Origin of the sequence: Mycobacterium sp. GA-1199 (genome assembly GCF_001500045.1) — a bacterium.
Lineage (GTDB): Bacteria > Actinomycetota > Actinomycetes > Mycobacteriales > Mycobacteriaceae > Mycobacterium.
In genome coordinates this window covers 69743-95613 of record NZ_LQIX01000005.1, presented here as the reverse complement: position 1 = coordinate 95613, position 25871 = coordinate 69743, and the positions used below count along the sequence as shown (strand labels likewise).

General features: G+C 66.5%; 26 protein-coding genes. 5 read left to right on the top strand and 21 right to left on the bottom strand.

Annotation, left to right across the window (positions count from 1 at the left end; all coding sequences use genetic code 11):
* Nucleotides 1-8: 8 nt before the first annotated feature.
* From AU198_RS05565 to AU198_RS05535, 7 genes are read right to left on the bottom strand one after another with little or no spacing between them, the layout of a single operon-like run.
* Entirely contained in the window at nt 9-1004 is a 996-nt protein-coding gene (locus AU198_RS05565) for a cyclase family protein (protein ID WP_064346514.1), read from the bottom strand.
* Between the two features lie 30 nt (nt 1005-1034).
* Entirely contained in the window at nt 1035-1853 is an 819-nt protein-coding gene (locus AU198_RS05560) for a coniferyl-alcohol dehydrogenase (RefSeq protein ID WP_064346513.1), read from the bottom strand.
* A gap of 23 nt (nt 1854-1876) precedes the next feature.
* Nucleotides 1877-3217, bottom strand: a complete 1341-nt coding sequence (locus AU198_RS05555) for an LLM class flavin-dependent oxidoreductase (protein ID WP_064346512.1) — start codon at nt 3215-3217, stop codon at nt 1877-1879.
* Nucleotides 3214-4986 carry an FAD-binding protein gene (locus tag AU198_RS05550; protein WP_064346511.1) on the bottom strand — a complete coding sequence of 591 codons (1773 nt, stop codon included), beginning with the start codon at nt 4984-4986 and terminating at the stop codon, nt 3214-3216. The genes AU198_RS05555 and AU198_RS05550 overlap by 4 nt, the downstream gene beginning before the upstream one ends.
* Nucleotides 4979-5899: a 3-carboxyethylcatechol 2,3-dioxygenase gene (locus AU198_RS05545; protein ID WP_064346510.1), complete on the bottom strand. Its 921-nt coding sequence runs from the start codon at nt 5897-5899 to the stop codon at nt 4979-4981. The genes AU198_RS05550 and AU198_RS05545 overlap by 8 nt, the downstream gene beginning before the upstream one ends.
* Nucleotides 5847-7547 (bottom strand): bifunctional 3-(3-hydroxy-phenyl)propionate/3-hydroxycinnamic acid hydroxylase, encoded by a 1701-nt coding sequence (locus AU198_RS05540; RefSeq protein WP_064346509.1) that lies wholly within the window; start codon nt 7545-7547, stop codon nt 5847-5849. Before AU198_RS05540 ends, AU198_RS05545 begins: the two co-directional genes overlap by 53 nt.
* Nucleotides 7544-8464: an alpha/beta fold hydrolase gene (locus AU198_RS05535; RefSeq protein ID WP_502689269.1), complete on the bottom strand. Its 921-nt coding sequence runs from the start codon at nt 8462-8464 to the stop codon at nt 7544-7546. Before AU198_RS05535 ends, AU198_RS05540 begins: the two co-directional genes overlap by 4 nt.
* Before the next feature lie 141 nt (nt 8465-8605).
* Here AU198_RS05535 and AU198_RS05530 point away from each other — a divergent pair, with 141 nt between their 5' ends.
* Both AU198_RS05530 and AU198_RS05525 read left to right on the top strand, forming a co-directional pair.
* Nucleotides 8606-9331: an IclR family transcriptional regulator gene (locus AU198_RS05530; RefSeq protein ID WP_064346508.1), complete on the top strand. Its 726-nt coding sequence runs from the start codon at nt 8606-8608 to the stop codon at nt 9329-9331.
* A gap of 27 nt (nt 9332-9358) precedes the next feature.
* Entirely contained in the window at nt 9359-10963 is a 1605-nt protein-coding gene (locus AU198_RS05525; protein ID WP_064346507.1) for an FAD-dependent oxidoreductase, read from the top strand.
* A gap of 124 nt (nt 10964-11087) precedes the next feature.
* On the opposite strand, the gene AU198_RS05520 is transcribed toward AU198_RS05525, so the two are convergent.
* From AU198_RS05520 to AU198_RS05505, 4 genes are read right to left on the bottom strand one after another with little or no spacing between them, the layout of a single operon-like run.
* Nucleotides 11088-11381: a cytochrome C oxidase subunit IV family protein gene (locus AU198_RS05520; RefSeq protein WP_064346506.1), complete on the bottom strand. Its 294-nt coding sequence runs from the start codon at nt 11379-11381 to the stop codon at nt 11088-11090.
* A 3-nt stretch (nt 11382-11384) separates the two neighbouring features.
* Entirely contained in the window at nt 11385-11981 is a 597-nt protein-coding gene (locus AU198_RS05515) for a cytochrome c oxidase subunit 3 (RefSeq protein WP_064346505.1), read from the bottom strand.
* Entirely contained in the window at nt 11978-12817 is an 840-nt protein-coding gene (locus AU198_RS05510) for a hypothetical protein (protein WP_064346504.1), read from the bottom strand. The genes AU198_RS05515 and AU198_RS05510 overlap by 4 nt, the downstream gene beginning before the upstream one ends.
* Nucleotides 12814-13521 carry a hypothetical protein gene (locus AU198_RS05505; protein ID WP_064346503.1) on the bottom strand — a complete coding sequence of 236 codons (708 nt, stop codon included), beginning with the start codon at nt 13519-13521 and terminating at the stop codon, nt 12814-12816. Before AU198_RS05505 ends, AU198_RS05510 begins: the two co-directional genes overlap by 4 nt.
* Before the next feature lie 87 nt (nt 13522-13608).
* Here AU198_RS05505 and AU198_RS05500 point away from each other — a divergent pair, with 87 nt between their 5' ends.
* Nucleotides 13609-14235, top strand: a complete 627-nt coding sequence (locus AU198_RS05500) for a TetR/AcrR family transcriptional regulator (RefSeq protein ID WP_064346502.1) — start codon at nt 13609-13611, stop codon at nt 14233-14235.
* On the opposite strand, the gene meaB is transcribed toward AU198_RS05500, so the two are convergent.
* Together meaB and AU198_RS05490 are read right to left on the bottom strand one after the other, a co-directional pair.
* Complete coding sequence (meaB, locus tag AU198_RS05495) at nt 14190-15077, bottom strand: methylmalonyl Co-A mutase-associated GTPase MeaB (protein ID WP_064346501.1); 888 nt, start codon at nt 15075-15077, stop codon at nt 14190-14192. The two genes, AU198_RS05500 and meaB, sit on opposite strands and share 46 nt — an antisense overlap.
* Before the next feature lie 47 nt (nt 15078-15124).
* The gene (locus tag AU198_RS05490) at nt 15125-16270 is read right to left on the bottom strand and encodes a thiolase family protein (RefSeq protein ID WP_064346500.1); all 1146 of its coding nucleotides are present in this window, start codon (nt 16268-16270) and stop codon (nt 15125-15127) included.
* A 74-nt stretch (nt 16271-16344) separates the two neighbouring features.
* Here AU198_RS05490 and AU198_RS05485 point away from each other — a divergent pair, with 74 nt between their 5' ends.
* Complete coding sequence (locus tag AU198_RS05485; protein WP_064346499.1) at nt 16345-17109, top strand: SDR family NAD(P)-dependent oxidoreductase; 765 nt, start codon at nt 16345-16347, stop codon at nt 17107-17109.
* 247 nt (nt 17110-17356) lie between these two features.
* Here AU198_RS05485 and AU198_RS05480 read toward each other — a convergent pair whose 3' ends face one another.
* The 4 genes from AU198_RS05480 to AU198_RS05465 are packed head-to-tail and all read right to left on the bottom strand — an operon-like array spanning nt 17357 to nt 21395.
* Nucleotides 17357-18124: an enoyl-CoA hydratase/isomerase family protein gene (locus AU198_RS05480; RefSeq protein WP_064346498.1), complete on the bottom strand. Its 768-nt coding sequence runs from the start codon at nt 18122-18124 to the stop codon at nt 17357-17359.
* A 1-nt stretch (nt 18125) separates the two neighbouring features.
* Nucleotides 18126-19214 (bottom strand): acyl-CoA dehydrogenase family protein, encoded by a 1089-nt coding sequence (locus tag AU198_RS05475; protein ID WP_064346497.1) that lies wholly within the window; start codon nt 19212-19214, stop codon nt 18126-18128.
* Nucleotides 19201-20013, bottom strand: a complete 813-nt coding sequence (locus tag AU198_RS05470; protein ID WP_064346496.1) for an acyl-CoA dehydrogenase family protein — start codon at nt 20011-20013, stop codon at nt 19201-19203. Before AU198_RS05470 ends, AU198_RS05475 begins: the two co-directional genes overlap by 14 nt.
* Complete coding sequence (locus AU198_RS05465) at nt 19998-21395, bottom strand: class I adenylate-forming enzyme family protein (protein ID WP_064346495.1); 1398 nt, start codon at nt 21393-21395, stop codon at nt 19998-20000. The genes AU198_RS05470 and AU198_RS05465 overlap by 16 nt, the downstream gene beginning before the upstream one ends.
* A 112-nt stretch (nt 21396-21507) precedes the next feature.
* Here AU198_RS05465 and AU198_RS05460 point away from each other — a divergent pair, with 112 nt between their 5' ends.
* Nucleotides 21508-21819: a 2Fe-2S iron-sulfur cluster-binding protein gene (locus AU198_RS05460; protein ID WP_064346494.1), complete on the top strand. Its 312-nt coding sequence runs from the start codon at nt 21508-21510 to the stop codon at nt 21817-21819.
* Here AU198_RS05460 and AU198_RS05455 read toward each other — a convergent pair.
* From AU198_RS05455 to AU198_RS05440, 4 genes are read right to left on the bottom strand one after another with little or no spacing between them, the layout of a single operon-like run.
* Nucleotides 21807-22862 (bottom strand): CaiB/BaiF CoA transferase family protein, encoded by a 1056-nt coding sequence (locus AU198_RS05455; protein WP_064346493.1) that lies wholly within the window; start codon nt 22860-22862, stop codon nt 21807-21809. The two genes, AU198_RS05460 and AU198_RS05455, sit on opposite strands and share 13 nt — an antisense overlap.
* Before the next feature lie 20 nt (nt 22863-22882).
* A complete protein-coding gene (locus tag AU198_RS05450) occupies nt 22883-23839 on the bottom strand; it encodes an LLM class F420-dependent oxidoreductase (RefSeq protein ID WP_064346492.1) in 957 nt (318 codons plus the stop codon).
* Between the two features lie 36 nt (nt 23840-23875).
* Nucleotides 23876-24292, bottom strand: a complete 417-nt coding sequence (locus AU198_RS05445) for a cobalamin B12-binding domain-containing protein (protein WP_064346491.1) — start codon at nt 24290-24292, stop codon at nt 23876-23878.
* Nucleotides 24292-25869, bottom strand: a complete 1578-nt coding sequence (locus tag AU198_RS05440) for a methylmalonyl-CoA mutase family protein (RefSeq protein WP_064346490.1) — start codon at nt 25867-25869, stop codon at nt 24292-24294. Before AU198_RS05440 ends, AU198_RS05445 begins: the two co-directional genes overlap by 1 nt.
* Nucleotides 25870-25871: the final 2 nt, after the last annotated feature.

The window sequence follows — 25871 nt, the reverse complement described above, 5'->3', positions numbered from 1 at the left end:
CTCACCCACTACTTGATTGCGATCGGGCTGACGGGTGCGCCCACCGCGCCAACGACTTTCAACGGCGGGGCGATCAACTGGAACTCGTAGACACCGTCGGCGGCACAGTCGGCCGCCAGGCCGCTGAGGTCCCAGTACTCGCCGAACATCAGGCCCATGTCGCGCAGGCAGATCATGTGCATGGGCAGGAACGTGCCTTCCACTCCGTTGGCCGGATCGGGATCCTCGACCATGAGATTGTCGGCAGCGACCGCGGCGACATCGTGGTCGTGCAGCCATGGAGCGCACGTCCAGTCCAACCCGGACCCCGGCTCGGCGCCGTCGCCGGTCGACAGGAACCGCGTCCACCACCCGGTGTGCACGACGACGATGTCCCCAGGGGTGATCGTCACGCCCTGGGCTTTGGCGATGTCGTCGAGTTCTGCCGGTGTCACGGGATTTCCGGGCTCGAGAAAGACGTCGGCGCCGCGGTGCTTGACCACGTCGAGCAGCACACCCCGTGAGGTGATGCCCTTGACGTCGACCTTCTCGATCCCCAGTCGAAACGCCCCGAAACTGGTCACCGAATCCGCGGGGAAACCGTTGTAGAGCTTGTCCTCGTAGTAGACGTGAGAGATCGCGTCCCACTGCGTGGCCGCCTGCAGCGGCATCACGATCATGTCGTCGTTGAAGCGGAACGGGTTGTCCACGAAGAACTCGCTGAGCTGGTGGGCCACCGAGTTGCGCAGCCACTGAGGACCGTACTGCGCCAGGGTGTTCGCGTCACCGCCGTCCACCGTCATCACATGGGTGGGGTTCGGCCGGAACTGGAACGCGCCCTGCGGGCCGTTCGATCCGAAGTCACCGCCGAGCGGGATCACCGTCCCTTTCTTCACGAGTGAGGCCGCTTCGGCGACCTTGTCGGGCGTGATGAAGTTCAGCGTGCCGAGCTCGTCGTCGTCACCCCAACGGCCCCAGTTGCGCACGTCGTCTGCGACGCGACGGAACTCCTTCATGCTGGCCATGGATTGCCTTTCGCCGTGCCGACTTTCACTTCACCGCCGCCGAACCGATCCCGCGAGGTCCGTCTCTCCCGTGGTGCCGCCGTCCACCCAGATCACCTGGCCGGTCAGATAACTGGCCGCCCCGCTGTTGAGGAAGGTCAGGACGCTGGCCTGCTCGGCCGGCTCGGCGGCCCGGCCCAGCGGTGTCCGGAAGGAGTCGAGGAACTCCTGGCCGTACGCGCTGCGCAACTGGTCGAGGATCGGGGTGTCGGTCACCCCGGGTGCGGTGCAGTTGATGCGAATTCCCCTGGCGCCCAATGCGTTGACCTGTGCCATGCCGTAGAGGATGATGGCCTCCTTCGACAGCCGGTAACCGCCGCCGTCGGCCAGCGCTTCGGGATGGCGCTGACACCATTCGATTCCGGCCTCGATCGAGTCCGTGTCGACCAGCCCGGCGGTGACCGGAGCGTTCTGCCGGTACGCCGACGCCGCAAGCGATGACACGTTGGCGATCGCCGACCCGGCACGCATCCGCGGCACCAGCGCCTCGGTGAACCGCCGGGTGCCCAGGAAATTGATCGTCACGACCCGCAGCGGGTCCTTGATCCCCGACGACACCCCGGCGACGTTGAACAACGCGTCTATCGGTTCGCCGACGGCGTCGGCCGCCCGCTCGATCGACCCCGGATCCGACAGATCGAGTTCGACAAACTCGCCGACACGGTCGGTCGGCGGTTTGATGTCGAGTCCGATCACCTCGGCACCGAGGTCGGCGACCTGACGGGCGACGTGAGCACCGATGCCCGAGGCGCATCCGGTGACGACCACCCGACGCCCGTCGTAGCGCCACAGTTCGTCAGTTCGGCCCATGGCTCATCTCTGGCCGGCGCCCGTCACTGCGCACTCTTGGCGTCCGCATCGGGGTTGCGGCTGGCCCACCCTTCTCCTGACTTGAGTTTGGCGGCCGCCGCCTCGATACCGGCGTTCATCTCGTCCATCGCCAGCGACACCTCGTTGGCCGTGTAGTTCTGGCGGCCCGTCGGCAGTCCGCCGAACGCATAGCTCTCGTCGAAGACGGGCGCCTGCGACGGCTGCCGTCGCGCTTCGACCTTCTCGATGATCGGCTCGAGCCGTTTGGCCTTGGCCGCGCGCGCCTTCTCGTCGCGTTCGATGAACTCGGGCAGCACCTCCTTGCCCATCAGCTCGATGGACTCCATCGTCTCTTCGTGCCTGCGCGGGGTCAGCAGCAGGATCAGCTCGTCGACGCCGCTTTCCTCGTAGCCGCGCAGGAAATTGCGCACCGTCTCCGGGCTTCCGATCGGACCGCGGTCGGGCCCGTAGACGATGCTGGGGTCCTTCTCGATCTCTTCGAGGTGCCGCTTCCACACCCCGGTACGGCCGGGGGTGTGCATACCGGTCATGTAGTAGTGCATGATGCCGAACGCGAAGAAGCCGCCGCCCTTGCCGAGCCGTTCGATGGCCTGTTCGTCGGTAGGCGCCACCATCATCGACAAGTCACCACCGATGGCCAGGATGTTCGGGTTCATCTGCGGGGTGACCGGCGCGCCGTTCTCCTCGAACTCCTTGTAGTAGCCGTTCACCCGCTCGGTCAGCGGTCCCGGTCCCGTGTAGGCGAAACTCAGTGCACCGAGGCCCTTTTGGGCCGCCATGGCCACCGACGCGGGCCGGGTGCACGCGACCCAGACGGGCGGGTGCGGCTTCTGCAGCGGTTTGGGCACGACGTTGCGCGGGGGCATCTCAATGTGCTCGCCCTTGAAACCGGTGAACGGCTCCTCGGTCATACAGCGGATCGAAACCTCCAGCGCCTCTTCCCACATCGCGCGTTTGTCAGCGGGGTCCACCCCGAAACCGCCCAGTTCGCCGACCGACGACGACTCGCCGGTGCCGAACTCCACGCGCCCGTTGGAGATCAAGTCGAGTGTCGCAACCCGTTCGGCGACACGAGCGGGGTGGTTGACGACCGGCGGAAGGTGCATGATGCCGAAGCCCAGGCGGATGTTTTCGGTCCGCTGGCTCGCCGCGGACAAGAAGATCTCGGGCGCAGTGGAGTGGCAGTACTCCTCCAGGAAGTGGTGCTCGGTCAGCCACACCGTGGAGAAGCCGGCCTTGTCGGCGAGCTCCACCTCGTCGAGACCGTCCTGGAAAAGCTTGTGCTCGTCGTCTTCGCTCCACGGCCGCGGCAGTGGGAATTCGTAGAACAGCGAGATCTTCATTTCGTTACCTTCCGATGTGTATCGAGTGTCGAATCGGTACTAGTGCCGGTCTGAATTCCAGAACCGGACAGCTGCTCGGCGATGTGCTTGGCCGCGACATAACCGAAGGTCATCGCGGGGCCGATGGTGGCGCCGGCGCCCGCGTAACTGCGGCCCATCACCGCGGCCGACGTGTTGCCGACTGCGTAGAGGCCCTTGATCACGCCGTCATCGGCGCGCAGTACCCGGGCGTACTCGTCGGTGCGCAACCCCCCGGAGGTGCCCAGGTCGCCCAGGATGATCTGAAACGCGTAATAGGGCGGCTTACCCAGCGGGTGCAGGTTCGGGTTCGGCAGCGTGGGGTCACCGTAGTAGTTGTCGTAGGCCGAGTCGCCGCGGTTGAAGTCGTCGTCGTGGCCGTTGCGCGCCAGTTCGTTGAATCGCTCGGCGGTCTGGCGCAGCTGGGCCGGTGGAACGCCGATCTTGCCGGCGAGCTCCTTGAAACTGCTGCCCTCGTGCACGACACCGGATTCCAGCCACGCCTTGGGCACCTTCCAGCCGGTCGGCACGGGCGCGAACGGGATCTTCGGAATCGGCAGATGCCCGGCGACCACGTACCGGTGGAAAGACCGGATGTCGGTGATCAGCCAACACGGAATGTGCGTGACCCCGCTGTTGTGGCCCTCGATCATCGCGTGCGCGAAGTCCATGTAGGGCGCCGCCTCGTTGATGAACCGCTTACCCGCACCGTTCACTACGAACTGGGACGGCATCATGCGTTCGTTGAGCATGAACTGCAACCGCCCATCAGGCCAGCAGATCGCGGGGAACCACCAGGCCTCGTCGAGCAGATCGGTCGATCCGCCCACCTTCTCCCCTGCCCGGATGGCATCGCCCATGGACGCCGGATTGCCGAAGCTCCAATCCTTTTCGAGCAGCGGTAGGTGCTGCCGGCGCCACTGGATGTCGTGATCGAATCCGCCCGCGGCCAGGATCACGCCGTGCCGGGCCCTGATCCGCTGCTGGTGGCCGTCACGCTCCACCACCGCCCCGATCACCGCCCCGTCGACATCGGTGATCAGTTCGCTCATCGGCGAGTCGAGCCACAGCGGAACGTCGTGTTGTTTGAGCGCCAGCCGCATGCGGGCGGCCAGCGACTGGCCGATGGCCGCCATCCGGTCCCCGAAGACGCGCGCACGGAACATCCGCCAGATCAGCTTGACGAGAACGGCCTTGCCGCGCCAGTTCTGGCGGACCTGGTAGAACAACCGAAGGTCCTTGGGCGCGAACCAAATACCCTTCGGTGCCAGCGCGAGCGGCTGCAGCAGGTGCTGCTCCTCGTCGCCGAGCTTGCGCAGGTCGATGGCGGGTACGTTGATGGTGCTGCCCTGCGCGGACCCGCCCGGCAGTTCCGGGTAGTAGTCCGCATACCCCGGCTTCCACACGAATTCGAACCACGGGCTGCGCTTTTCGAGGAACTCCATCATCTCTGGAGCGGTGTCGACGTACTGGCGCAGACGCGCGTCGCTGACCAGGCCGCCGGTGATCTGGCGTAGGTACTCCACGACACCGTCGGGATCCGGCACGTAACCCGCCTTGCGCTGCGCCGGTGCGCCGGGCACCCAGATACCGCCACCCGACAGCGCGGTGGAACCACCGAAGTGCGCCGACTTCTCGACGATGAGCGTGTCCAGGCCGAACGCGTCGGCGGCCAGTGCCGCGGTCATTCCGCCGCCACCTGAGCCGACGACGAGCACATCGACGGTGTGGTCGAACTTGCTGTCAGACATCCAGAACCGCCGTCCTGATCGCGAACCCTGCGATCAATTCCGGTGCCGCCCGGTAGAACCGCTGTTCGGTGCGGTAGGGACCGTGCGCGGCAAGTGCGGCGAAAGCCGCGATCCACGTGCGTACTTCGTGCGCGGAATGGCCGGCCTCGCGTTCGATCCAGTCGTTGGACCAGCCGTCCACCTCGGCGAGCCGGTTGTTGTCGATCAGCTCCAGGAAGGCCGCGTCCCAGTCCGGATTCAGCGGCTGCAACGGACTCTCGCCGTGCGCGAACGCCTGCGCGGCGTCCATCACCGCGACCTGGCGGGCCTGTCGCTGCTCCGGTGTCATGGGTACGCCGTGCACGATCCGATCCAGCGCCGTCGGCGGCGCGGTCGCCAGCGTGGGCACCGGCGGATCGTGGGACAGTCCACCGGATCCCACGACGAGGACACGCTTGTCGAGCGTCGCGAGATATGTGCCGAGCGCGGCTCCGAGCGCCCGCACCCGGCGCACCGGCCCGAGCGGGGTGGCCACCGAGTTGATGAAGACGGGGATCACCGGCACCGACGCCGCATCCGCGAACAGGCTCTGGAGCGGTTGGACGGTCCCGTGGTCGACGTCCATGCTCGCCGAGATCGCGACGTCGATCCCTGATTCGAGAACCGCTCGGGCGCAGTCGGTCGCGACGTCCTCGGGCACGTTCAACGGCCCGGCGTGCGAGCCGTAGTCACCGACACCCTGTGCGGCCGTGCCGATGCAGAACGGCGGCATCGTCCGATAGAAGAATCCGTTGTAGTGGTCCGGCGAGAAGATCACGACGAGTTCGGGCGCGTACGCGGTGACAAACCGACGTGCCTCCGATATCGCCGCCTCGATGTCGTCAAGGAGTTCCCGTGACGGTCCCGGAAGGTTCAGTAGCGGGCTGTGCGACATGCAGCACAGGGCCAGTGTGCCCATGAGAACCGGAGCCTCCTCCCTGGGTCAGACACAGAACGTCGAAAAGAGACTCACTGAGTTCGGCGGCGCGCTGGGCGATGCAGGCGCCGGCGATGCAGCGGTCGGGACGCAGGAACAGCACCGAGTCGGTGTAGGTGTCGAACCACGCCTTGAGCGCGCCGGTCCTGTCGCCGACCACCACCACATCGTCGTCGTCGTGCCCCGCCCAGCGCAGCTGTGTCATCGGACGCGCTTCGATGAACTCCGCACCCAACACCTTCCACCGGTGAAACGCGTTGTCGCCGAGGATCGCTCGCAGGTTGTTGCTCCAGCACAGCACCGCGAATCCCGGTCCGAGCACGTCGTCGAGAAGCACGTTCTGCTCCGTGCGGGTGTCGACGCGCGGCTGGATGAACAGCGTGCCCGTCGGCGAGACCGCGCCGGCGGCACCGGCACCCGGTGCGGAATGAAACACCGCACCCTGTTGATAGCGCGGCATCGGCTTGAAGCGCATCTCGAGCACGTAGCGCTTCAGCGACGGCACCACCGAGGCGGCGTGAATGACCCGGTCCCGCAACGCGGCGACCCTGCGGTTCGTCGGCGAAATCACCCGACCGACCATGGTGGACAGGTCGATCATCGCGCGGGCATGTTTGCGGCGCTCGACGTCGTAGGTGTCCAGCAGGGCGTCATCGGCCTGTCCGCTCACCACCGCTGCCAGTTTCCAGCCCAGGTTGGCCGCGTCGCGGATACCGCTGTTGTATCCCTGCCCCTGCCAAACCGGCATCAGATGCGCGGCGTCGCCGGCCAGCAGCATCCGGCCCTTGCGGAACGAACCCGCGATGCGCGAGTGGTGGGTGTATACCCGGTGGCGGATCATGTCGACCCGCTCGGGATACGGAACCCGTTGCGCCAACATCTTTCTGACGAACGCCGGATCGTCGGCCTGTTCGTCGGTCTCGTGAGGATGGATCAGGAACTCGAAGCGACGGATGCCGTGGGCGATCGAGATCGACACATAGGGGCGCGCCGGGTCGGCGCCGACCTCACTGTTCGGATGGCCGAGCGGATCGTTGGCGACGTCGACCACCAGCCAGCGCGTCGACGACGTGGTGCCGTCGAACGACACACCCATCAGCCGGCGGGTGGCACTGCGGCCGCCGTCGCACCCGACCACGTATCGGGCCGTGACCGTCGGCTTGCCGCCGGCGAACTGAACCGTCACCGCGCCGTCGGCCTCGACGCACGACTCCATCCGGGACCCGAACCGGACCTCCACGTTGTCGAATCGGTCCAGGCCGCCGAACAATTCGGCGTCGACCATCGGTTGTACGAAGCCGTTGCGCTTGGGCCAGCCGAAGCGGGCGTCGGGCGGTGCCATCTCGGCGAGCAGCCGTCGGTTGGCGTCGAAGAACCTCAAGATCTGGTTGGGCACGGTGTGCGGCAGCACCCGGTCGACCAGGCCGATCGACTGGAACGTCCGCAGCGCCTCGTCGTCGAGGCCGACACCGCGGGGGTAGTCGATGAGCGTGTCGCGTTCCTCGACGACAAGCGTCCGAACCCCGTGCAGCCCAAGGATGTTGGCCAATGTGAGACCGGATGGTCCTGCGCCGACGATGACGACGTCGACGTCGGTCGTCGTCATAGCCGCCCCAAGAGGAAGTCCAGGTGCAGGCGATTGAACGTCTTGGGGTCCTCGTACTGGGGCCAGTGACCGCATCCGGGCATCACCTCGAAGCGCGCGCCCGGGATCATCGAGGCGATGCGCCGCCCCTCGGTGACGTCGGCCGTGGGATCGTCGCTGGTCCACACCACCAGGGTCGGCGCGGTGATCGATCCGTACTCGTCGGGCCCGAGGAGGTTGCGTGCGCGGATGTCTGGATCCTGCAGCGCCATGATGTCGCGCATCGCCGCGACGAACCCGGGTTGCCGGTACACCCGCTGCCTGCTCGCGACGATGTCGTCGTAATCCTTGGTCTTGTCGGCCATCAGCCACTTGATGCGGGCCTGCACCGTTTCCCACGTCGGGTTCTCGGCGGCGGCCATGGACAGCGTGATGATCCGCTTCATCACCTCGGGATCGGCCTGCGAGCCGCCCGCCGTGTTGAGCACCAGCCGGTCCAACCGATCGGGGTGGTCGACCGCGAATCGAGCGGCGACCCATCCACCGAGCGACTCGCCGCTGATGTGGGCGCGGTCGGCCCCGACCGCGTCGAGGAACGCCAGCAGGTGGTCCACATAGTGGCGGACTTCGAGCGGATGCCCCGGTTTGTCGGTGTAGCCGTGGCCGAGCATGTCGATCGACCAGACCGAGAAGTGTTCGGCGTGCGCCTCCAGGTTGCGCACGTACGCCTCCGCATGCCCACCGGAGCCGTGCAGGAAGACGAGCACCGGCTTATCGGAGTCACCGGCGTGCAGGTATCGGGTGCGGGTCCCACCGGCGTCGAGGTAGCCCTGAGAGAACGAAACGCCCTGCAGATCGCTCCACACGCTCTCGAATTCGGCGACCTCCGCACGCCCGTCGGCGGCCGCGGACGCCGCCAGCGAATCCGGCTCAGACACGCTTACCCTCTCTTGACCGCGAGAATCGAATTCTCGTATTTTGTAAGCACTCTGCTCATTTATCGCACACCCACGTGCACTATAGTCAGAGCATCACTCTCGCGACAGCGTGATGTCAAGGGAAGTCGAGGAAGGGACGCCATGCCTTCGGAGGGCGGAGCCCGGCAGGGGACGGAGCCGATCAGCGTCGTACCCAACGGGGCGCCGGGCTCGCAGACGCTGGCAAGGGGTTTGGCCGCCTTGCAGCTGGTGGCCAGCTCCCCTAGCGGCCTCACCGCTCAGCAGGTCGCCGACGACATCGGTGTGCACCGGACCATCGCCTATCGGTTGTTGTCGACGCTGTCGCAGTTCCGGTTGGTGGCCAAGGGCGAGGACGGTCGCTACCGCTCGGCGGCGGCGCTCGCGGTGCTCGGGGCGTCGTTCGACAACAACGTGCGGCAACTGAGCCTGCCGACCTTGCGGGGGCTCGCCGACGAACTCTCGAGCACGGTGTCCCTTCTCGTCGCCGAGGGTGATCAGCAGGTGGCGATCGCCGTCGTCGTGCCGACCAACGTCTTCTATCAGCTGTCCTTTCATGAGGGCAGCCGTTATCCGCTGGACCGGGGCGCCGCGGGGATCGCGCTGCTGGCAAGCATGCCGCCTCGTCCCGACGAACGTGATCTGGTGCCGCTGACCCGCGAGCAGGGCTGGGTGATCACTCACGGCGAGATCGAGCCCAACACCTACGGCCTCGCGGTCCCGGTGCGCCGACGGCCACCGGCGCCGCCGACGTGTATCAACCTCATCTCGCATCGCGAGGACGTCCTGACGCGCGGCCGAGACGCGGTCATCAGGGCGGCCGACGAGTTGTCCGCGATCCTCAACTAAGGGCACTCCAGCCGGAAGGAGCAGCACGTGACCGATTGGGATCATGACGTCGACGTGGTCGTACTCGGTAGCGGCGGGGCCGGTTTGACCTCGGCGCTCGCCGCGGCGGCCAATGGCGCTTCGGTGGAGATCTACGAGAAGGCCGCGACCGTGGGCGGTACGACGGCGGTGTCGGGCGGCATCATCTGGATTCCCGCGCACAACCGGGCCGCCGAGGGTGAGTTGACCGTCGAGGACGCGATGGCCTACCTGCGCGCCCAATCGCTGGGATACATGGACGGCAACCTGGTCGAGACATTCGTGCGCACCGGCCCCGAGATGCTCGATTTTGTTGAGGCACACAGCGATCTGCGGTTCGAGGTCGCCGAGGGATTCCCCGACTACAAACCCGAGCTGCCCGGTGGGCGGCCGTCGGGTGGACGTTCGCTCAACGCCAAGCCGTTCGACCTCGGCCGACTCGGTGAGTGGCGCGACCGGATCACGTCGTTCCCGGCGGATTTCAGCAACGTCGGCATCGACGCCGAAACCCGCGCGCGCATCCACGCGTCGGTCGACGACGAATCCGGTGACTACTGCGTGGCGGGCACGGCCCTGATCGCCGGACTGCTGAAGGGCCTGCTGGACCTCGGTGTGACACCACGGACCAACGCGCGCGCGGTCGAACTGCTCGCCGATCCGCTCGGCATCACGGGTGTGCGAATTTCGCAGGACGGCAACGACTTCACCGTGCGGGCCCGTCGAGGCGTGATTCTAGGAACCGGCGGGTTCGAGTGGGACCGCAAACTCGTCGAGGCGTACCTGCGGGGACCGATGCGGGGACCCGTCTCACCGCCCAACAACACCGGTGACGGCCTGCGGATGGCGATGGCGCACGGCGCCGATCTGGCCAACATGGGCGAGGCCTGGTGGGTGCCGATCGTCCAACTTCCCGGCGACACGTTCCAGGGCCAGCCGCGCAGCCGCAGCGTTCGACTGGAACGGACCCGACCGCGCAGCATCATCGTCAACCGGGCGGGTAAGCGGTTCCTCAACGAGGCCGGCGAGTACAACTCGATGGCGGGGCCGTTCCACTACCTCGACCCGAAGCTGGGGTATGCCAACGACCCGGCGTGGATCGTCTTCGACTCGCTTCATCTGAAGAAGTACGGCTTCCTCGGCATCGAACCGGATGGTCCTGCCCCGGAATGGTTCTCGCCATCGAAAGACCTGACGGAGCTCGGCGAGAAGACCGGTATCGACCCTGACGGATTGGCACGCACACTGCAATCCTGGAACGACAGCGTCGCCCATGACCGCGATCCGGAGTTCGAGCGCGGCGCGAGCGCCTACGACGGCTACTGGGGTGACGACAAAGCACCGACGCCCGCCGGCCGCACCCTCGGCCCGATCGATACGCCGCCCTACTATGCCGTGCCGGTGTCGATCGGCGCGATGGGCACCAAGGGCGGTCCCCGCACCGACGGCGACGGCCGGGTGCTGCATGTCAACGGATCGGCGATCCCGGGCTTGTTCGCCGCGGGCAACGCGATGGCCGGAGCCACCGGCAAGGCGTACGGCGGCGCCGGTGGAACGATCGGGCCCGCAATGGTGTTCGGTTACCGCGCCGGGCGTGCGGCCTCGGCTCGCCTGTAGCTCGCCTGTTGCTCACCTGTTCAGCGCCGGCCAGTGCTCGACTGTGCATCCTGATACGCCCATCGCGGCGTGTTGCGTATGAAACCGCGCACTCGGCATCGCGGGCCGGTCGGTGAAGCGCTGTTCAGGCGACCGCCATTCCGATGAAGTAACTGCTCAACAGGCAGGTCGCGACGAGGACCACCCACCCGTCGGTGAGGCGGCACAGCCAGGCGGGGGCGTGGCGCACCTCCATGAACTCCCGGAAGATGATGCGCACCTTGATGAGTGCGATGACGATCGCGCTGACGGTGACCACGGTGCTGGCCTTCAGCGTGCTGTTCTGGTCGACCGCTTCATCCATCCAGACGTAGACCAACGTCAACAACGTCAGGATCGCCCAGGCGATCACGAGTCTCTTGTTCACAGCGTTGGTCACCGATCACCTCACCACGTAGAGCATCGCGAAAATCAGCACCCACAGGAAGTCCACCGTGTGCCAGTACGTCGCTCCGGTCTCGACGAGCTCCTGCGAGCGTCGCGCCGGGCTCCGCAACTGGTAGAGGACCACACCCAACACGATGAATCCGATCAACACGTGGATGCAGTGCAGTGACGTGAGAAAGAAGTAATGCTGGAAGAACTCATCGCTGGTGAACGTGTTTCCCAGTCGGATCTCCAGAATCCACTCGAACACCTTCGAGACCACGAACGTCACACCGAGACCGACGGTCACATACGCGTACGTCGTCGCCGAGCGGTACGAACCGCCGCGTGAAGCCTGGACGCACCTCGCGATCGCCCACGAACTCGTCAGCAGGACAATGGTATTGAAGACGCCGATCCGCAGATCGAGATCCGCCTGAGACGCCAGGAAGAGATCCGCATTCTGTGTGCGCAGCGCCAGGTAGACCGAGAAGTAGCCGGTGAACAGCATGGCCTCGAACAGCACGAACAACCACATGTCCGGCTGGCCGGGTACACGGCGTTGCGGCTTGTCCTCGAGCCGTTTCGACGTGGCGCCAACGACGTCGGTCATCGCACCGCCCCCACCGAGGCCGAGGGTTCGGTTACACCTTTCGGCGGCAGGTCGGGCAGCGGCCCGGTGCCGAAATCCTCGCGCTCGATCATCTTTCGCAGCAACACGATGAACGCCGCGGTGTAGAGGATGAACACGACCATGTTGATCCACCACGCGATCGCACCGTTCCACGCGAATGCGCCGCGTTGAAAGATCCAGGCGGGTGCGACGACGACTTCGGTCAGCGCGTTGCACAGCCCCAGGTACGCGAACCATTTCGGGAACACGTTGTTCTTGTCGAGCAGGATCGCCACCAGCCAGACCACCGAGCCGACCAGGAACACCCCCATCGTTCCGCTGAACGACAGGAACGCGAAGTCATACATCCACAGGATCAACTCGGGATCGCGATCCGGTCTGAGCGCGCCGACGGTCATCGCGATGGCCATCACCAGCATGCCGGGCAGGGCCGCGAGCGAGTACATGATCAGGTATGAATAGGCGAAGACGCGACTCACCGACATCCGCCACATCGAGTATGCGAGTAGGGCGTTCATCGGCGCGCACATGCCCGAAATCAGGAATACGACGCCGAATCCGGTGAGCAGGCCGAGATGGCGGTCGGCGAACCACTGCACCACCAACGGCGTGTCCCAGTCGGGGCTCGGCGGCGGTTGCACCCGCGTCACGAGGAAGAACAACACGCCGTACAACTGGTAGAAGATCACCATCACCCACCACGCGAACCACAGCTCACGCTTGGGGTGGTAGCGGAAATTCCACACCAGGCGACCCAGCCGTGAATCGTTGGGCGGATCGGGCGCCGCTACCGTCTCCGCGCTGAGCGCGCTCATGCGGGGACCGCGACTTCTGCGCGTTGGCGGCGGATGTTCTGGGCGAGAACAACCCCCATCACCACGATCCAGACGGCGATCGCGATGTTCTTGACCCAGAAGGACAGCACGCCGTCCCACGCCAACGGGCCCTCGAAGGTCACCGCCCCGAATGCCGCCGGCATCAGCGCGACGGCGATGAGCAGATTGAAATGCGCCACCCACGGCCGGAAGACCGGCTGGTCTCGGCGATCCCAGTAGATCGCCAGGGCCAGCACCAGGCATTGGGCGATCAGATAGGGCACCAGCACCGTGAAGGTGACCCAGGCCAGATCGTTGAGCAGTTGGGTGAGTTCGGGAGAACGTTCGGGCCGGAAGGACCCCAAAAGCCAGAACATGTTCGCGATCAAGAACAGCGTCGGCGGACCGCCCGCGCAGGCGATCAGGCAGTAGGTCAGGATCGGCGTGCGGTGTGCCATCTTGCGCACTTGCATCGCCAGCAGGATCACCGTCGGGATCAAACCGACCCCGAACCAGTTGAACAGAATCATGCTGTACCGAATTCGGGCCGTCTCGTCGCGGTAGAAAGCCGCGACCTCCTCCGCGGACATGGTCGGCGACATCGGATGCAGGAAACCGGGAAACAGGAAGAACGCGGACGCCCAGATGATCACCATCGCGGGCAAGACCCACAGCATGATCAACTCACCATCAGTTCGTCTCATGTGCGCTCCAAAGCTAGTTGCCGATCGGCTACTCGAACGGTAGCCGATCGGCAACCAGGCGGTCAATGCTGGGCTACCCTCGACGTCATGGCCACGGCAGAGCAGAGATTCAGTGCGATCACCCGCACCGCTGCGCAGACGAGGGTCTTGGACGCAGCGCTGGCATTGATCGCCGAACACGGGGTCAGCGGTACCTCCCTGCAGATGATCGCCGATTCCATCGGGGTGACCAAGGCGGCGGTGTACCGCCAGTTCAAGACGAAGGAAGAGATCGTCATCGCGATCACCGAACGGGAGATGGGCCGTCTCGAGGACGCGCTCGAAGTCGCCGAGGCGGCCGGCCACGGTCTCAAATCAAGGGAGATCTTGCTCGACCGGATGATCGACCAGGCCGTCGAACGGCGCGGAGTCGTCAGTGCGCTGCAGTTCGATCCGGTGATCCTTCGGCTGCAGGCCGAACATGAGCCGTTCCAACGATTCATCGAACGCCTGTATGCCGCGCTGCTGGGCACCCATGCCGGCCCGGAGGCCCGACTGCACGCCGCGGTGCTGTCGAGTGCGATCAGCGTGGCCGTGATGCACCCACTGGTTTCCGATATCGACGCCGAAACGCTTCGCGCTCAGTTGATTCGGATGTCCCGCCGGTTGCTCGACCTACCGGAGCGGGCTCAGGGCCCCTCCCGTACGACGAAGAGGCGCTCGGCGGCGGTATAGGGGTCGTCGTCGCCGTCGGCGACGGCTGCGGCCAACCGGTCCAGTTCCGGATGCGTGCGCAGCAGCGTCTGCGCCAGCGACAAGATCTGCGCCCTGGCCCGCGCGGCGCGTCGTTCCGGACTGTCGGAACGGTGATGCGCTTCGATCGCGTCGACGAGTTCGGGCAGGCCGTCGCCTTGGGCCGCAACCAGTTTCAGCACCGGCGCCATGGTCTCCGCACGAAGGTCGCGCACGGTCTGGTCGGCGCCCTCGCGGTCGGCCTTGTTCACCACCACGATGTCGGCCACTTCCAGCAACCCGGCCTTGGCCGCCTGCACGGCGTCGCCTGCGCCGGGATTGAGGATGACGACGGTTGGATCGGCGACCGCGGCGATCTCGATCTCCGACTGTCCGACCCCGACGGTCTCCAGCACCACCAGCCCGTAGGACAGCGCCGCCAGAACACGGATTGCCGCGGGTACCGCCGCGGCCAACCCGCCGAGATGCCCGCGCGCCGCGACGGACCGGATCAGCACGTCGGGATCGTTGATGTGGGCGGCCATCCGGATCCGGTCGCCGAGCAGCGCTCCCCCGCTGTAGGGCGACGACGGGTCGACCGCCAACACCGCGACCCGCTCGCCCCGCTCCCGGTACGCACCGACGAGCGCACCGACCGTCGTCGATTTCCCCGCGCCCGGCGGCCCGGTCACTCCCACGACTCGCGGAGTGTCGACAGGTCCGAGCGTGTCGAGAAGTTCGCTGCGCCGGGGGCTTTCGACGATGCTGAGCAATCGGCCGGTCGCGCGGGCCGATCCGTTGCGCGCCGCCTCGATGAGTTCCGCAAGACGGTCTGAGCTGGTCATCGTATGGCAGTCTACGGATCGCCTGCTTGGTGTCGCCGCCGGGCGGCTCAGGCCACCTCGATGACCGTGGCCGAGCCCATGCCGCCGCCCGCGCACATCGCGGCGACGCCGATTCCGCCGCCGCGCCTGCGCAATTCGTGAACGAGCGTGACGAGCATGCGCGCGCCGGTGGCCGCCACCGGATGCCCCAGCGAGCAGCCGCTTCCACTGACATTGACGCGGTCGGGGTCGATGTCGAGCAGTTTGACGGTCGCCACGCACATCGCCGCGAAGGCCTCGTTGATTTCGAACAGGTCGACGTCGGCGAGCGAAATACCGGCGCGCTTGAGGGCTTTCGGGATCGCTTCGACGGGGGCCAGCCCGGTGAAGGCCGGATCGACACCGACCGACGCCCACGCCTTGACGGTGCCCAGCGAGGGCAGCCCGAGCCGGTCGCTGGCCAGCGTCAGCACGGCGGCCCCGTCGTTGGCTCCGCAGGCGTTGCCCGCAGTGATGGAGAAGCCCTCGATCTCGGGATGCAGCGGCTTGAGCGCGGCGAGCTTCTCGATGCTGGTGTCGCGACGGGGATGCTCGTCGGTGTCGAACTGCCCGTAGGGCGTCTCGATCGGGACGATCTCGTCCTTGAAGCGGCCCTCGTCGATCGCCCGGATCGCCTTGCGGTGCGAGCCCAGCGCCCACTCGTCCATCTCCTCGCGGGTCACGCCCGCGCGCACGGCGGCGTTCCAGCCGACGGTGATCGACATGTCCATGTTCGGTGCGTCGGCGCGGTCGGGGTGCGTCGGGGGAAACCAGTCGAGCATCGCGGCGTCTTTCGCGCTGCTGGCGCGGCGGGTGAAGCGGGGCGTGGTCGAGGCGGAGTTGACGCCACCGGCGATCACCACTTGATCCATGCCCGCGCGAATGCTGGCGGCGGCGCTCTGGACCGCGGCCTGCCCCGCGGCGCAATGCCGGTTGTTCGACAGCCCAGGCACCGAGGTGAGGCCGGCGGTGATCGCGGCGTGGCGAGCGATCACCCCGCCGCCGTAGAGCCCCTCGCCGAGGATGACGTCGTCGATCGCCAGGCCGTTCACCTCACCGGCGGCTGCGCCGACCACATGCTCGGCCATCTCGTAGGCATCGGTGTCTCGCAACGTGCCCTTCATCGCGGTGCCGATGGGGGTGCGCAGGGCAGAAACGATCACGGCTTCAGGCATAGGTATCTCCGTCTCGACGAATGAGAATGTTATTCTCTCAAGCCGAGAGTGTCAGTTGCAAGAAGGGGAACCATATGCAGATCGCGGGTAGCTCGGCGATCGTGGTCGGCGGCGCCGGCGGCCTCGGCGAGGCGACGGTCCGGCGTCTGCACGGTGCCGGAGCCAAGGTCGTCGTCGCGGACATGGCCGACGACAAGGGCAAGAAGCTGGAAAGCGAGCTCGGCGTACGCTACGTGCGCACCGACGCAACGTCGGAGGACTCCGTCAACGCGGCCATCGCCGAGGCGGCGGCGCTGGCTCCCCTGCGCATCTCGGTGGACACCCACGGCGGCCCGGCCAGCGGTGGCCGGCTCATCGGCAAGGACGGCTCCCCGCTGGACCTCGACGGCTTCAAGACGACGATCGAGTTCTACCTGACCGCGGTCTTCAACGTGATGCGGCTGACGGCCGCCGAGATCGCGAAATCCGACCCGCTCGACGAGGGTGCCCGCGGCGTGATCATCAACACCGCGTCGATCGCCGGTTACGAGGGTCAGATCGGTCAGCTGCCGTATGCCGCGGCCAAGGGCGGCGTGATCGGCATGACGCTGAATGCGGCGCGCGACCTCTCGCCGCTCGGCATCCGCGTGGTCACCATCGCGCCCGGGACCATCAACACCCCGGCGTATGGACAGGCCGCCGACCAACTCGAGCAGTACTGGGGTCCGCAGGTGCCGTTCCCCAAGCGGATGGGCCGGTCGACGGAGTACGCGCAGTTGGCGCAGAGCATCGTCGAAAACGACTATCTCAACGGCGAGATCATCCGCCTCGACGGAGCGCTCCGCTTTCCACCCAGGTAATTCCGTGTTCCGCGAGCGTGCGTGTTTGCACACGACACGCCGCGGATCTGCAGGAGTTCGCGCACCGTGACGCCATCGCGACGGTGCGCGTTTGCATATGACCTACCGTGCCGGTGGTCCACACGCCGTCCCGTGGGGACAGTTTGCGCACGCTCGCGCGCCGGCAGGGTGCCCATAATGGCGAAAATGGGCGGCGTGTCGTGTGCAAACACGCACGCTCGCACCACTGGAGGTGTGTGCTCGGGCGCTACTTCTTCTTGGCGTTCAGCCGGGTGACGATCTCGCGGAAATCGTCGGTCTTGAACGACTGCTCCTCCGCGGTGTTGGCGTAGTCGAGCACCGCCAGCACGGAGCGCTCGAGGTGAATGTTCAACAGCCGCTTGGTGCTTTCGACCGCCTGGCGCGGCAGCTCCATGATCTTCTTCGCGCAGGCGATCGCCTCGCTCAGCGGATCTTCGACGACGTGGTTCGCCAACCCCAGCTCGGCGGCGCGCTGGGCCGAAATCCGCGCACCGGTCAGCGCGTATTCCTTGGCGTGCAGCAAGCTCATCTCCAGCGGCCACACCAGCGGTCCACCGTCGGCGGCGACTAATCCGACCTGAACGTGTGGATCGGCAAGGTAGGCATCATCTTTGATGTAAACGATGTCGGACAAGGCCACCAGGCTGCAGCCCAGGCCCATCGCGGGACCGTTGACGGCCGCCACCACCGGAATCCGGCAGCGCGCCATGCCCAGCACGATCTCGCGGCCGTGCAGGATCGTCTTGGCGCGTAGGTCGGCGTCCTGACGCAGCTCCTCGAGGTAGCCGAAGTCGCCGCCGGCCGAAAAGGCCCGTCCCGCACCGGTGATCACCGCCGCGCGAGCCTCCCGGTCCTCGGCCAGCCGCGGCCACAGCCAGGCGAGCCCGCAATGCAGGTCGTCGTTGACCGAATTCAAGGATTCCGGCCGGTTCAGCGTGATGATGCGCAATGCGCCGTCGGCCTGGACGTCGATCTCCGGTGGTAGGTCGTACAACTCAAACTCCTAATCCGAGAATGCGCGAAGCGATGATGTTCTTCTGAATCTGCGAGGTACCGCCCATCACGCTCTGCGCGCGGCTGTACATGTAGGCGCCGAACAATTCGGGATCGCCGGTGCCGACGGTGGCCAGCGCGGCGTGACCGACGGACTGCTCGGTCCACGTCATCAACAGCTTGTCCAACGAGCCTTGCGGCCCGTGCGTCATCCCGTCGAGCTGTTCGGACAACCTCCTGCGCACGTGCAACCGCAGCATCTCGGTCTGCACCCACGCCCACGCCAGCTCCTCGGGAGCCGAGCCGTCCACCCGTGAGGCCAACTGCCGCACCAGCTTTCCGTAGCGGGCCGAGAACCCGAGCGTCGACGGCTCGCGCTCGTGGCTGACGACGGTCATCGCCAACTTCCAGCCCTCACCCGGCGCGCCGACCATGTTCTCCGCGGGCACCCGGGCCCCGTCGAACAGCACCTGGCCGAACTCCTTGGTGACGCCGCTGATCATCTTCAGCGGCCGCTGTTCGATCCCCGGTTGGTGCATCGGCACGATGAACGCCGAAATGCCCTTGTGCTTGGGCACATCCTTGTCCGTACGAGCCAGCAACAGACACCAGTCGGCCACATCGGAATAGCTGGTCCAGATCTTGTGACCATAAATGATGTACTCGTCACCCTCTCTGGTCGCCGTCGTGGTCAGCGACGCCAGATCTGAGCCGGCGCCAGGCTCGGAGAAGCCCTGGCACCACCGCTCGGTGCCGTTGATCATTCCCGGCAGGAACCGTTGGCGAAGCTCCTCGCTTCCGTGATGCGACAGCCCCACCACCAGGTATCCGAGGCTCGGCCGCGCCGGCGCACCGGCCTTGGCGATCTCCTCGTCGACGATGACGTCGTAGACCGGAGGCAGATCCTGTCCGCCATACTCTTTCGGCCACGAGGTGCCGAAGAACCCGGCCTCATACAGCGCCTGGTGCCACGCACCCTGGGCGGCCCAGTACTCGTCGCCCGACGTCGGGAACTTGCCCTTCTGCTCGCTCAGCCAGCCGCGCAGACGGTCGCGGAACGCGGCTTCCTCCGGTGCGTCACGAAAGTCCAATGGACAACTCCTCCAACTTCACGGGCCACGTCTCGGTGGCGGACAGCACCCGGCGCAGGTAGACGTGGGCCAAGCACTCCCACGTGTTGCCGATACCGCCGTGCACCTGGATCGAGGTCTCGCAGACGGTCAACGCCGCTCGCGCACAGTAGATCTTGGCAACCCGGGCCGCCTCGACGGCCTCGGCGGCCGGGAGTTCGTCGACCGCCCATGCGGCATGCCGCAACACGCTGATCGAACCCTCGATCAGTGCCAGGCTCTCGGCCAGCAGGTGACCGACCGCCTGGTACGACCCGATCGTCGAACCGTACTGCTCACGCACCTTGGCGTACTCGACGGCCAGATCCTGGGCTCCCCTGGCCGCCCCGACCAGGTCAGCGCACGTGACCGTCAGCGCCAGCGCCCGCCATCGGCCGGCATCCTCGTCCGAGAGGCTGTCGAGTTCGGCGGGTGACTCAACCACGCCGGCAAGGCTTTTCGTCAGGTCGATCGAATCCGCCGCCTCTGCCGCAACCGGCTCACCGCCGCCTCGCATGCGAAGGTCGTCGGCCAGCAAGGGCCCGATGAACGGCACGTCGACGAGCCTTCGGGCGAACTCCTCGGCCACGATCGCGACCTCAACACCCGACGCCCCGTCCGAGCGAAGCGTGCGAAAGCCCGTGGCGTCCACGGCCTTCTCCAGTCTGGCGACCCTGCTGGCATCCTCGAGGTCGGCGACCGACCCAGGACCGAGGTCGTCGGCCAAGCTCGCCGCCGCGGCCCTCAACTGTTGTTGTTCACTTGTCAGACGGACGTCCACAGACGCTCCTTCAACACTCGACGCAGAACCTTCCCGGAAGGCAACCGCGGGATCTCGGGCACGACGACCACCCGGCTGGGCCGCTTGTACGACGCCAGCCGCTCCCCCACCCACGACGCCAATTCGTCCTCCGGCACAGGGGCATTCGTCTTCACGGCCGCGACGATCGCCTCGCCGTTGGCCGCGTCGGGCACCCCGAACACCGCGCAGTCATCGACCGCGGGATGCCCGTGCAACACGGCCTCGACCTCGGCGGGCGCAACCTGAAAGCCGCGCACCTTGATCATCTCCTTCGACCGGTCGGTGATCCGCAGCCAACCGTCGTCGTCCAGATAGCCGACGTCGCCGGTGCGGTACCACCCGTCGTGGAAGGCTGCCGCGGTCGCCGACTCCGGCAGGTAGCCCGCCATCACCGAATCCGACTGCACCTCGATCTCGCCGGGCTCGCCCGACTCCAGGACCGCACCGGTGTCCAGGGACACCACGCGTACGCGCGCACCGGGCACGGGCCGGCCAACGGTGTCGAGGTGGCGGCCGTCGAGCTCGTTACACGAGATCACCGGCAACTCGCTGGCGCCGTACGCGGTCACCCACTTCACCCCGGTGCTGGCGGTGACGGCCTGTGCGACGCTCTCGGTGACCGGCGTCGCGCACCACATGATGTAGCGCAGCGACGATAGGTCGTGGGACTCCAGATCCGGATGGGCCGCCAGCGCCAAAGCGATTGGCGCCACGGCCATCTCGATGGTGAGCCGGTCGCTTTCGATATGCCGCAACATGGTGTCGATGTCGAAGCGCCGGTGCAGCCGGATCCAGGTCCCCGTGTCGAGCGCCATCACGATGTTGAGCAGGCCCAGGATGTGTGACGGCGGGGTCATGATCTGCATGCGGTCCGACGACGACAGCTGCAGCGCATCGCGCCAGTGTCGCACCGCGACGGCGAACGCCGCATGGGTGTGCCGAACCGCCTTCGGCATACCGGTGGTGCCGGAACTGAACACGAACAGGGCGTCGGCCTGGGGATCGGGTGCGGTGACCTCCCCCTGCTCGGGTTCGATCGGATCGTCGAGCGAGAGCATCGGCATGATCTCGGCCAGCAGGGGATGATCGCCGACCGCGTGCGCCGGCCGGGTCAGCGCCAGCGCATGTTCGATCTCCGCGCGCCTCCACGCGGGGCTGAGTAGGACCGCCGCGGCCCCCAACTGCCATACGGCGCGCAGCGCGACGACGAATTCGGGGCGATTGGACGACATCAACGCGACTCGGTCGCCGGCGCGAACGCCGCGGGATTTTAGGGTTGCGGCCATCCCGGCACTCAGCGCGTCGAGCTGCGACAGCGTGTATTCACGCTGCTCGAAGGCGAGCGCGATCGCCTCACTCACACGCTGTCCTCACTAGTGCCCCGGGGGTCGGATTTCGGTTTGAGAATAGCGTATCATTTAACGAGAATGATATTCTCGTCCAGTTAGAACCGATGTGCCAGGAGAGTTGTTGATGACGGCCGATCCGATACCTGACCAGCCGGCACAGGGCGGACAGGTGACGATCGTGCTCGACCGCAAGAAGGTGTCGGTCACCCGCGTCGCCGACGAGACGCTGTTGGAGAGCGCCCGGCGGGCCGGCTTGTCACCGCCATTCTCGTGCGAAGCCGGCAACTGCGGCACCTGCATGGGCAAGCTCACCGAGGGGAGCGCCACCATGCGGGTCAACGACGCTCTCGACGAGGACGAGGTCGACGAGGGATACATCCTCACCTGCCAAGCGATCCCGGACACCGACACGATCTGCGTGACCTACGACGACTGAACCGCAAGGTCGCCGTGCTCGTCGACGCGGGGTGCCGGCCGGTACTCCGGTTCATAGCCCACGATCTGAATCGGACTGCGCACCAACCGGAAATCACCCGCCTGCACGATCACCTCGGGCGTCTGCTCCAACGCCTCGGGCAATGTGCGCACCGCGGCGACCGGAATACCCAAGGGACGCAACCGGGACTCCCAACTCGCGGCGGTATCGGTGGCCAACGCCGCGGCCACGACCGCCAGCACCTCGTCGCGCTTGTCTGACCGTTCGGCCATCGTGGGAAAGCCTTCGATACCTGCTTCGTCCGAGAACGCGCGCCAGAACCCATCATGGGTGATGAACAGCGCCAGATAGCCGTCCGCCGTCGCGAACAGTTGCGCCGGAACGTAATACGAGTGTGCCCCGAACGGATAACGCAACGGCGCCGCACCGTCGTTCAGGTACGCCGATGCGCGGTAGTTCAGCTGCGAGAACATCACATCCCGCAGGGACACGTCGACCTGACCACCACGGCCCGACACGATCTGCGCCAGCAGCCCCAGCGCCGCGGCCAGCCCGGTCGAGTTGTCGGCCGAGGAGTATCCCGGCAAGGTCGGCGGTTCGTCCGGATGTCCCGTCATGGCCGCGACGCCGGTCGCCGCCTGGATGACGTAGTCGAACGCCGGATCGTCGCCGCCCTCGAGCCCGAATCCCGTCAGCGCCACACAGACGATGCGTTCGTTGAACCGCTTGAGCGAGTCGTATGTCAGTCCGAGTTTCTTGATCGCTGACGGCTTCATATTCACCAGCAGCGCATGGGAATCCGCGACGAGTTCGCCGAGCCGCCGTCGGCCGTCCTCCGAGCGCAGGTCGAGGACGACGCTCTTCTTGTTGCGGTTCAGGCTGGCGAAATAGCTGTCACCGACCTGCCGTGAGATCTCGCCGCCCGGCGGCTCGACCTTGATGACCTCCGCGCCGAGGTCCGCCAGCAGCATGGTGGCGTAGGGCCCGGCCAGCATGACTCCGACTTCGATGATGCGGATGCCGGCCAGCGGCGGGCCGCTCATTGAACCCAGCGGCGGGCCGCTCACCGCACCTGCTTGGCTAATTCCGCGATCACCTCGCGCGTCCGGTACTTCGACGCGATCAGTTCGTCGCGGTTGTCGCCGATCGGCAGCAGCCGGACCGACAGGTCCGTGACCCCCGCATCGGCGAATCGCTTGAAGCGTGCCAGGATCGCTTCCTCGTCGCCGGCCGCGCAGAGATCGCCGACATCGCGGGCGTCGCCACGGTCCAGCAGTCGCTGGTAGTTCGGTGACGTCTCGGCTTCGGCGAGGATGCGGTTCGCCCGGTCCTTGGCGGCTTCGATCTCCGAATTCGCGCACAGGCACACCGGTATCCCCGCGACGATGCGGGGAGCGGACCTGCCTGCCTCGGCGGCAGCCTTGTTGATCTTGGGGGCGATGTGCTCGCCGATGGCCTTCTCGTCGGCCATCCACAGCACGGTGCCGTCGGCGCGCTCCCCGGCGATCTGCAGCATCACCGGACCCAGCGCGGCCACCAGGACCGGCAGCGGGTTCTCGGCGCCGAGGACCGTCGGGTTGTGCACCGTGAAGGTGTCGTTTTCGACGTCGACGTCACCGGGGCCGGCGAGTGCGGCGTTGAGCACCTCGAGATAGTCGCGGGTGTACGCGGCCGGCTTCTCATAGGGGATGCCGAGCATGTCGCGCACGATCCAGTGGTGCGACGGTCCCACCCCGAGCGCGAGCCGCCCGCCCGCCACCGCATGCACCGACAGCGCCTGACGCGCGAGCGCGATCGGGTGCTGCGCCTGCAGTGGCACCACCGCGGTGCCGAGCTCGATCTTCGAGGTGTGCGCGGCCATCAACGCAACCATGGTCAGACAGTCGAAGTCGTTGGGCACCTGCGGCATCCATGCGGTATCCATTCCCGCAGATTCGGCCCACTCGATATCGGAGACCAGCTTGTTGACCTTGCGCGCCATGTCGCCGCGTTCGGCCCCGATCATCACGCCAAGGCGCATGTCAGTTCTTCCTCCGAGAGTTCAGCGGCGAGCGAGTCATTGCTCGCTCAATGTCAGCTTGCGGACCTCGTCGACGAGAGTGTCCAGCGAAGTGCCCGTGGGGAACACCGCAGCCGCGCCCGCGGACAGGAGCTTGGGCACATCACCCTGTGGGATGGTGCCACCGACGACGACCGCGATGTCGCCGGCGTCGGCCGCGCGCAGCGCCTCGACCGTGCGCGTGGTGAGAGCCACGTGCGCGCCGGAGAGGATCGAAAGCCCAACCAGCGCGACGTCTTCCTGCAGGGCGATCGACACGATGTCTTCGATGCGCTGCCGGATTCCGGTGTAGATCACCTCGAAGCCCGCGTCGCGCAGCGTCCGCGCGACGATCTTGGCGCCGCGATCGTGACCGTCGAGGCCGGGTTTGGCGACCAGGACCCGCACCGGGCCGGCCGTAGAAGAGTCCGCCATCAGAACACCACCGGCTGCTGGAACTCGCCCCACACCGACTTCAACGTCGAAACCATCTCTCCCACAGTGCAGTAGGCGTTGGCGCAATCGACCAGCTTGTGCATCAGGTTGTCGTCACCTTCGGCCGCGCGTGCCAGCGCCGCCAGTGATGCGGAGACCGCGGTGGCGTCGCGCTCGGCCTTGACCTTCGCGAGCCGCTTGAGTTGCAGATCGCGGCCCTCGGCATCGAGTTCGTAGGTCGCGATCTCGGGCGGCGGCTCGTCGGAGACGAACTTGTTGACCCCGACCACCGGTCGCTCGCCCGATTCGATCTCCTGATGGATCTTGAACGCCTCGTCGGCGATCAGCCCCTGCAGGTATCCGTCCTCGATGGCGCGCACCATCCCGCCGTGGGTTTCGAGATCGTGCATGATCTCGATGATCTTCGCCTCCGTCGCGTCGGTGAGCGCCTCGACGAAGTACGACCCGCCGAGCGGGTCGGCGACCTTGGTCACGCCGGTCTCGTAGGCGAGGATCTGCTGCGTACGCAACGCCAGGGTCGCCGATTCCTCGCTGGGCAGTGCGAACGGTTCGTCCCACGCCGCGGTGAACATCGACTGCACGCCACCGAGCACCGCGGCCATCGCCTCATAGGCGACGCGGACGAGGTTGTTCTGGGCCTGCGGCGCGAACAGCGATGCGCCACCGGCCACACAGCCGAATCGGAACATCGACGCCTTGTCCGACGAGGCCCCGTAGCGCTCGCGCACGATCGTGGCCCAGCGCCGCCGTCCGGCGCGGTACTTGGCGATCTCCTCGAAGAAGTCACCGTGGGTGTAGAAGAAGAACGAGATCTGCGGTGCGAACTGGTCGATCGTCATGCGCCCGCGTTCGACGACGGTGTCGCAGTAGGTGACGCCGTCGGCGAGGGTGAACGCCATCTCCTGCACCGCGTTGGCGCCCGCGTCGCGGAAGTGCGCACCGGCAACCGAGATCGCGTTGAACTTGGGCACCTCGGCCGCGCAGAACTCGATGGTGTCGGCTATCAGCCGCAGCGACGGTTCGGGCGGCCAGATCCACGTGCCGCGCGATGCGTACTCCTTGAGGATGTCGTTCTGGATGGTGCCGGTGAGCTTGGCCCGCGGCACCCCCTTCTTCTCTGCGGCGGCGACGTAGAACGCCAGCAGGATGGCGGCGGTGCCGTTGATCGTGAAGCTGGTGCTGATCTTGTCCAGCGGGATGCCGTCGAAGAGGATCTCCGCGTCGGCGAGCGTGTCGACCGCGACGCCGACCCGGCCGACCTCTTCGCCGTACTCGGGGTCATCGGAGTCGTAGCCGCATTGCGTGGGCAGATCCAGCGCCACCGACAGCCCGGTTCCGCCCTGGTCGAGTAGGTAGCGGTAACGCCGATTGGACTCCTCGGCCGTCCCGAACCCCGAGTACTGGCGGAACGTCCACGTCTTCCCGCGGTATCCCGTGGCGAAGTTCCCGCGCGTGAACGGATAGGTGCCCGGCGGAGGCGGTTCCGTCGCCCGGTCCGTCGGCCCATACACCGGCTCGAGCGGGATCCCCGACGGGGTCTGTACTGGCTCGCTCATCA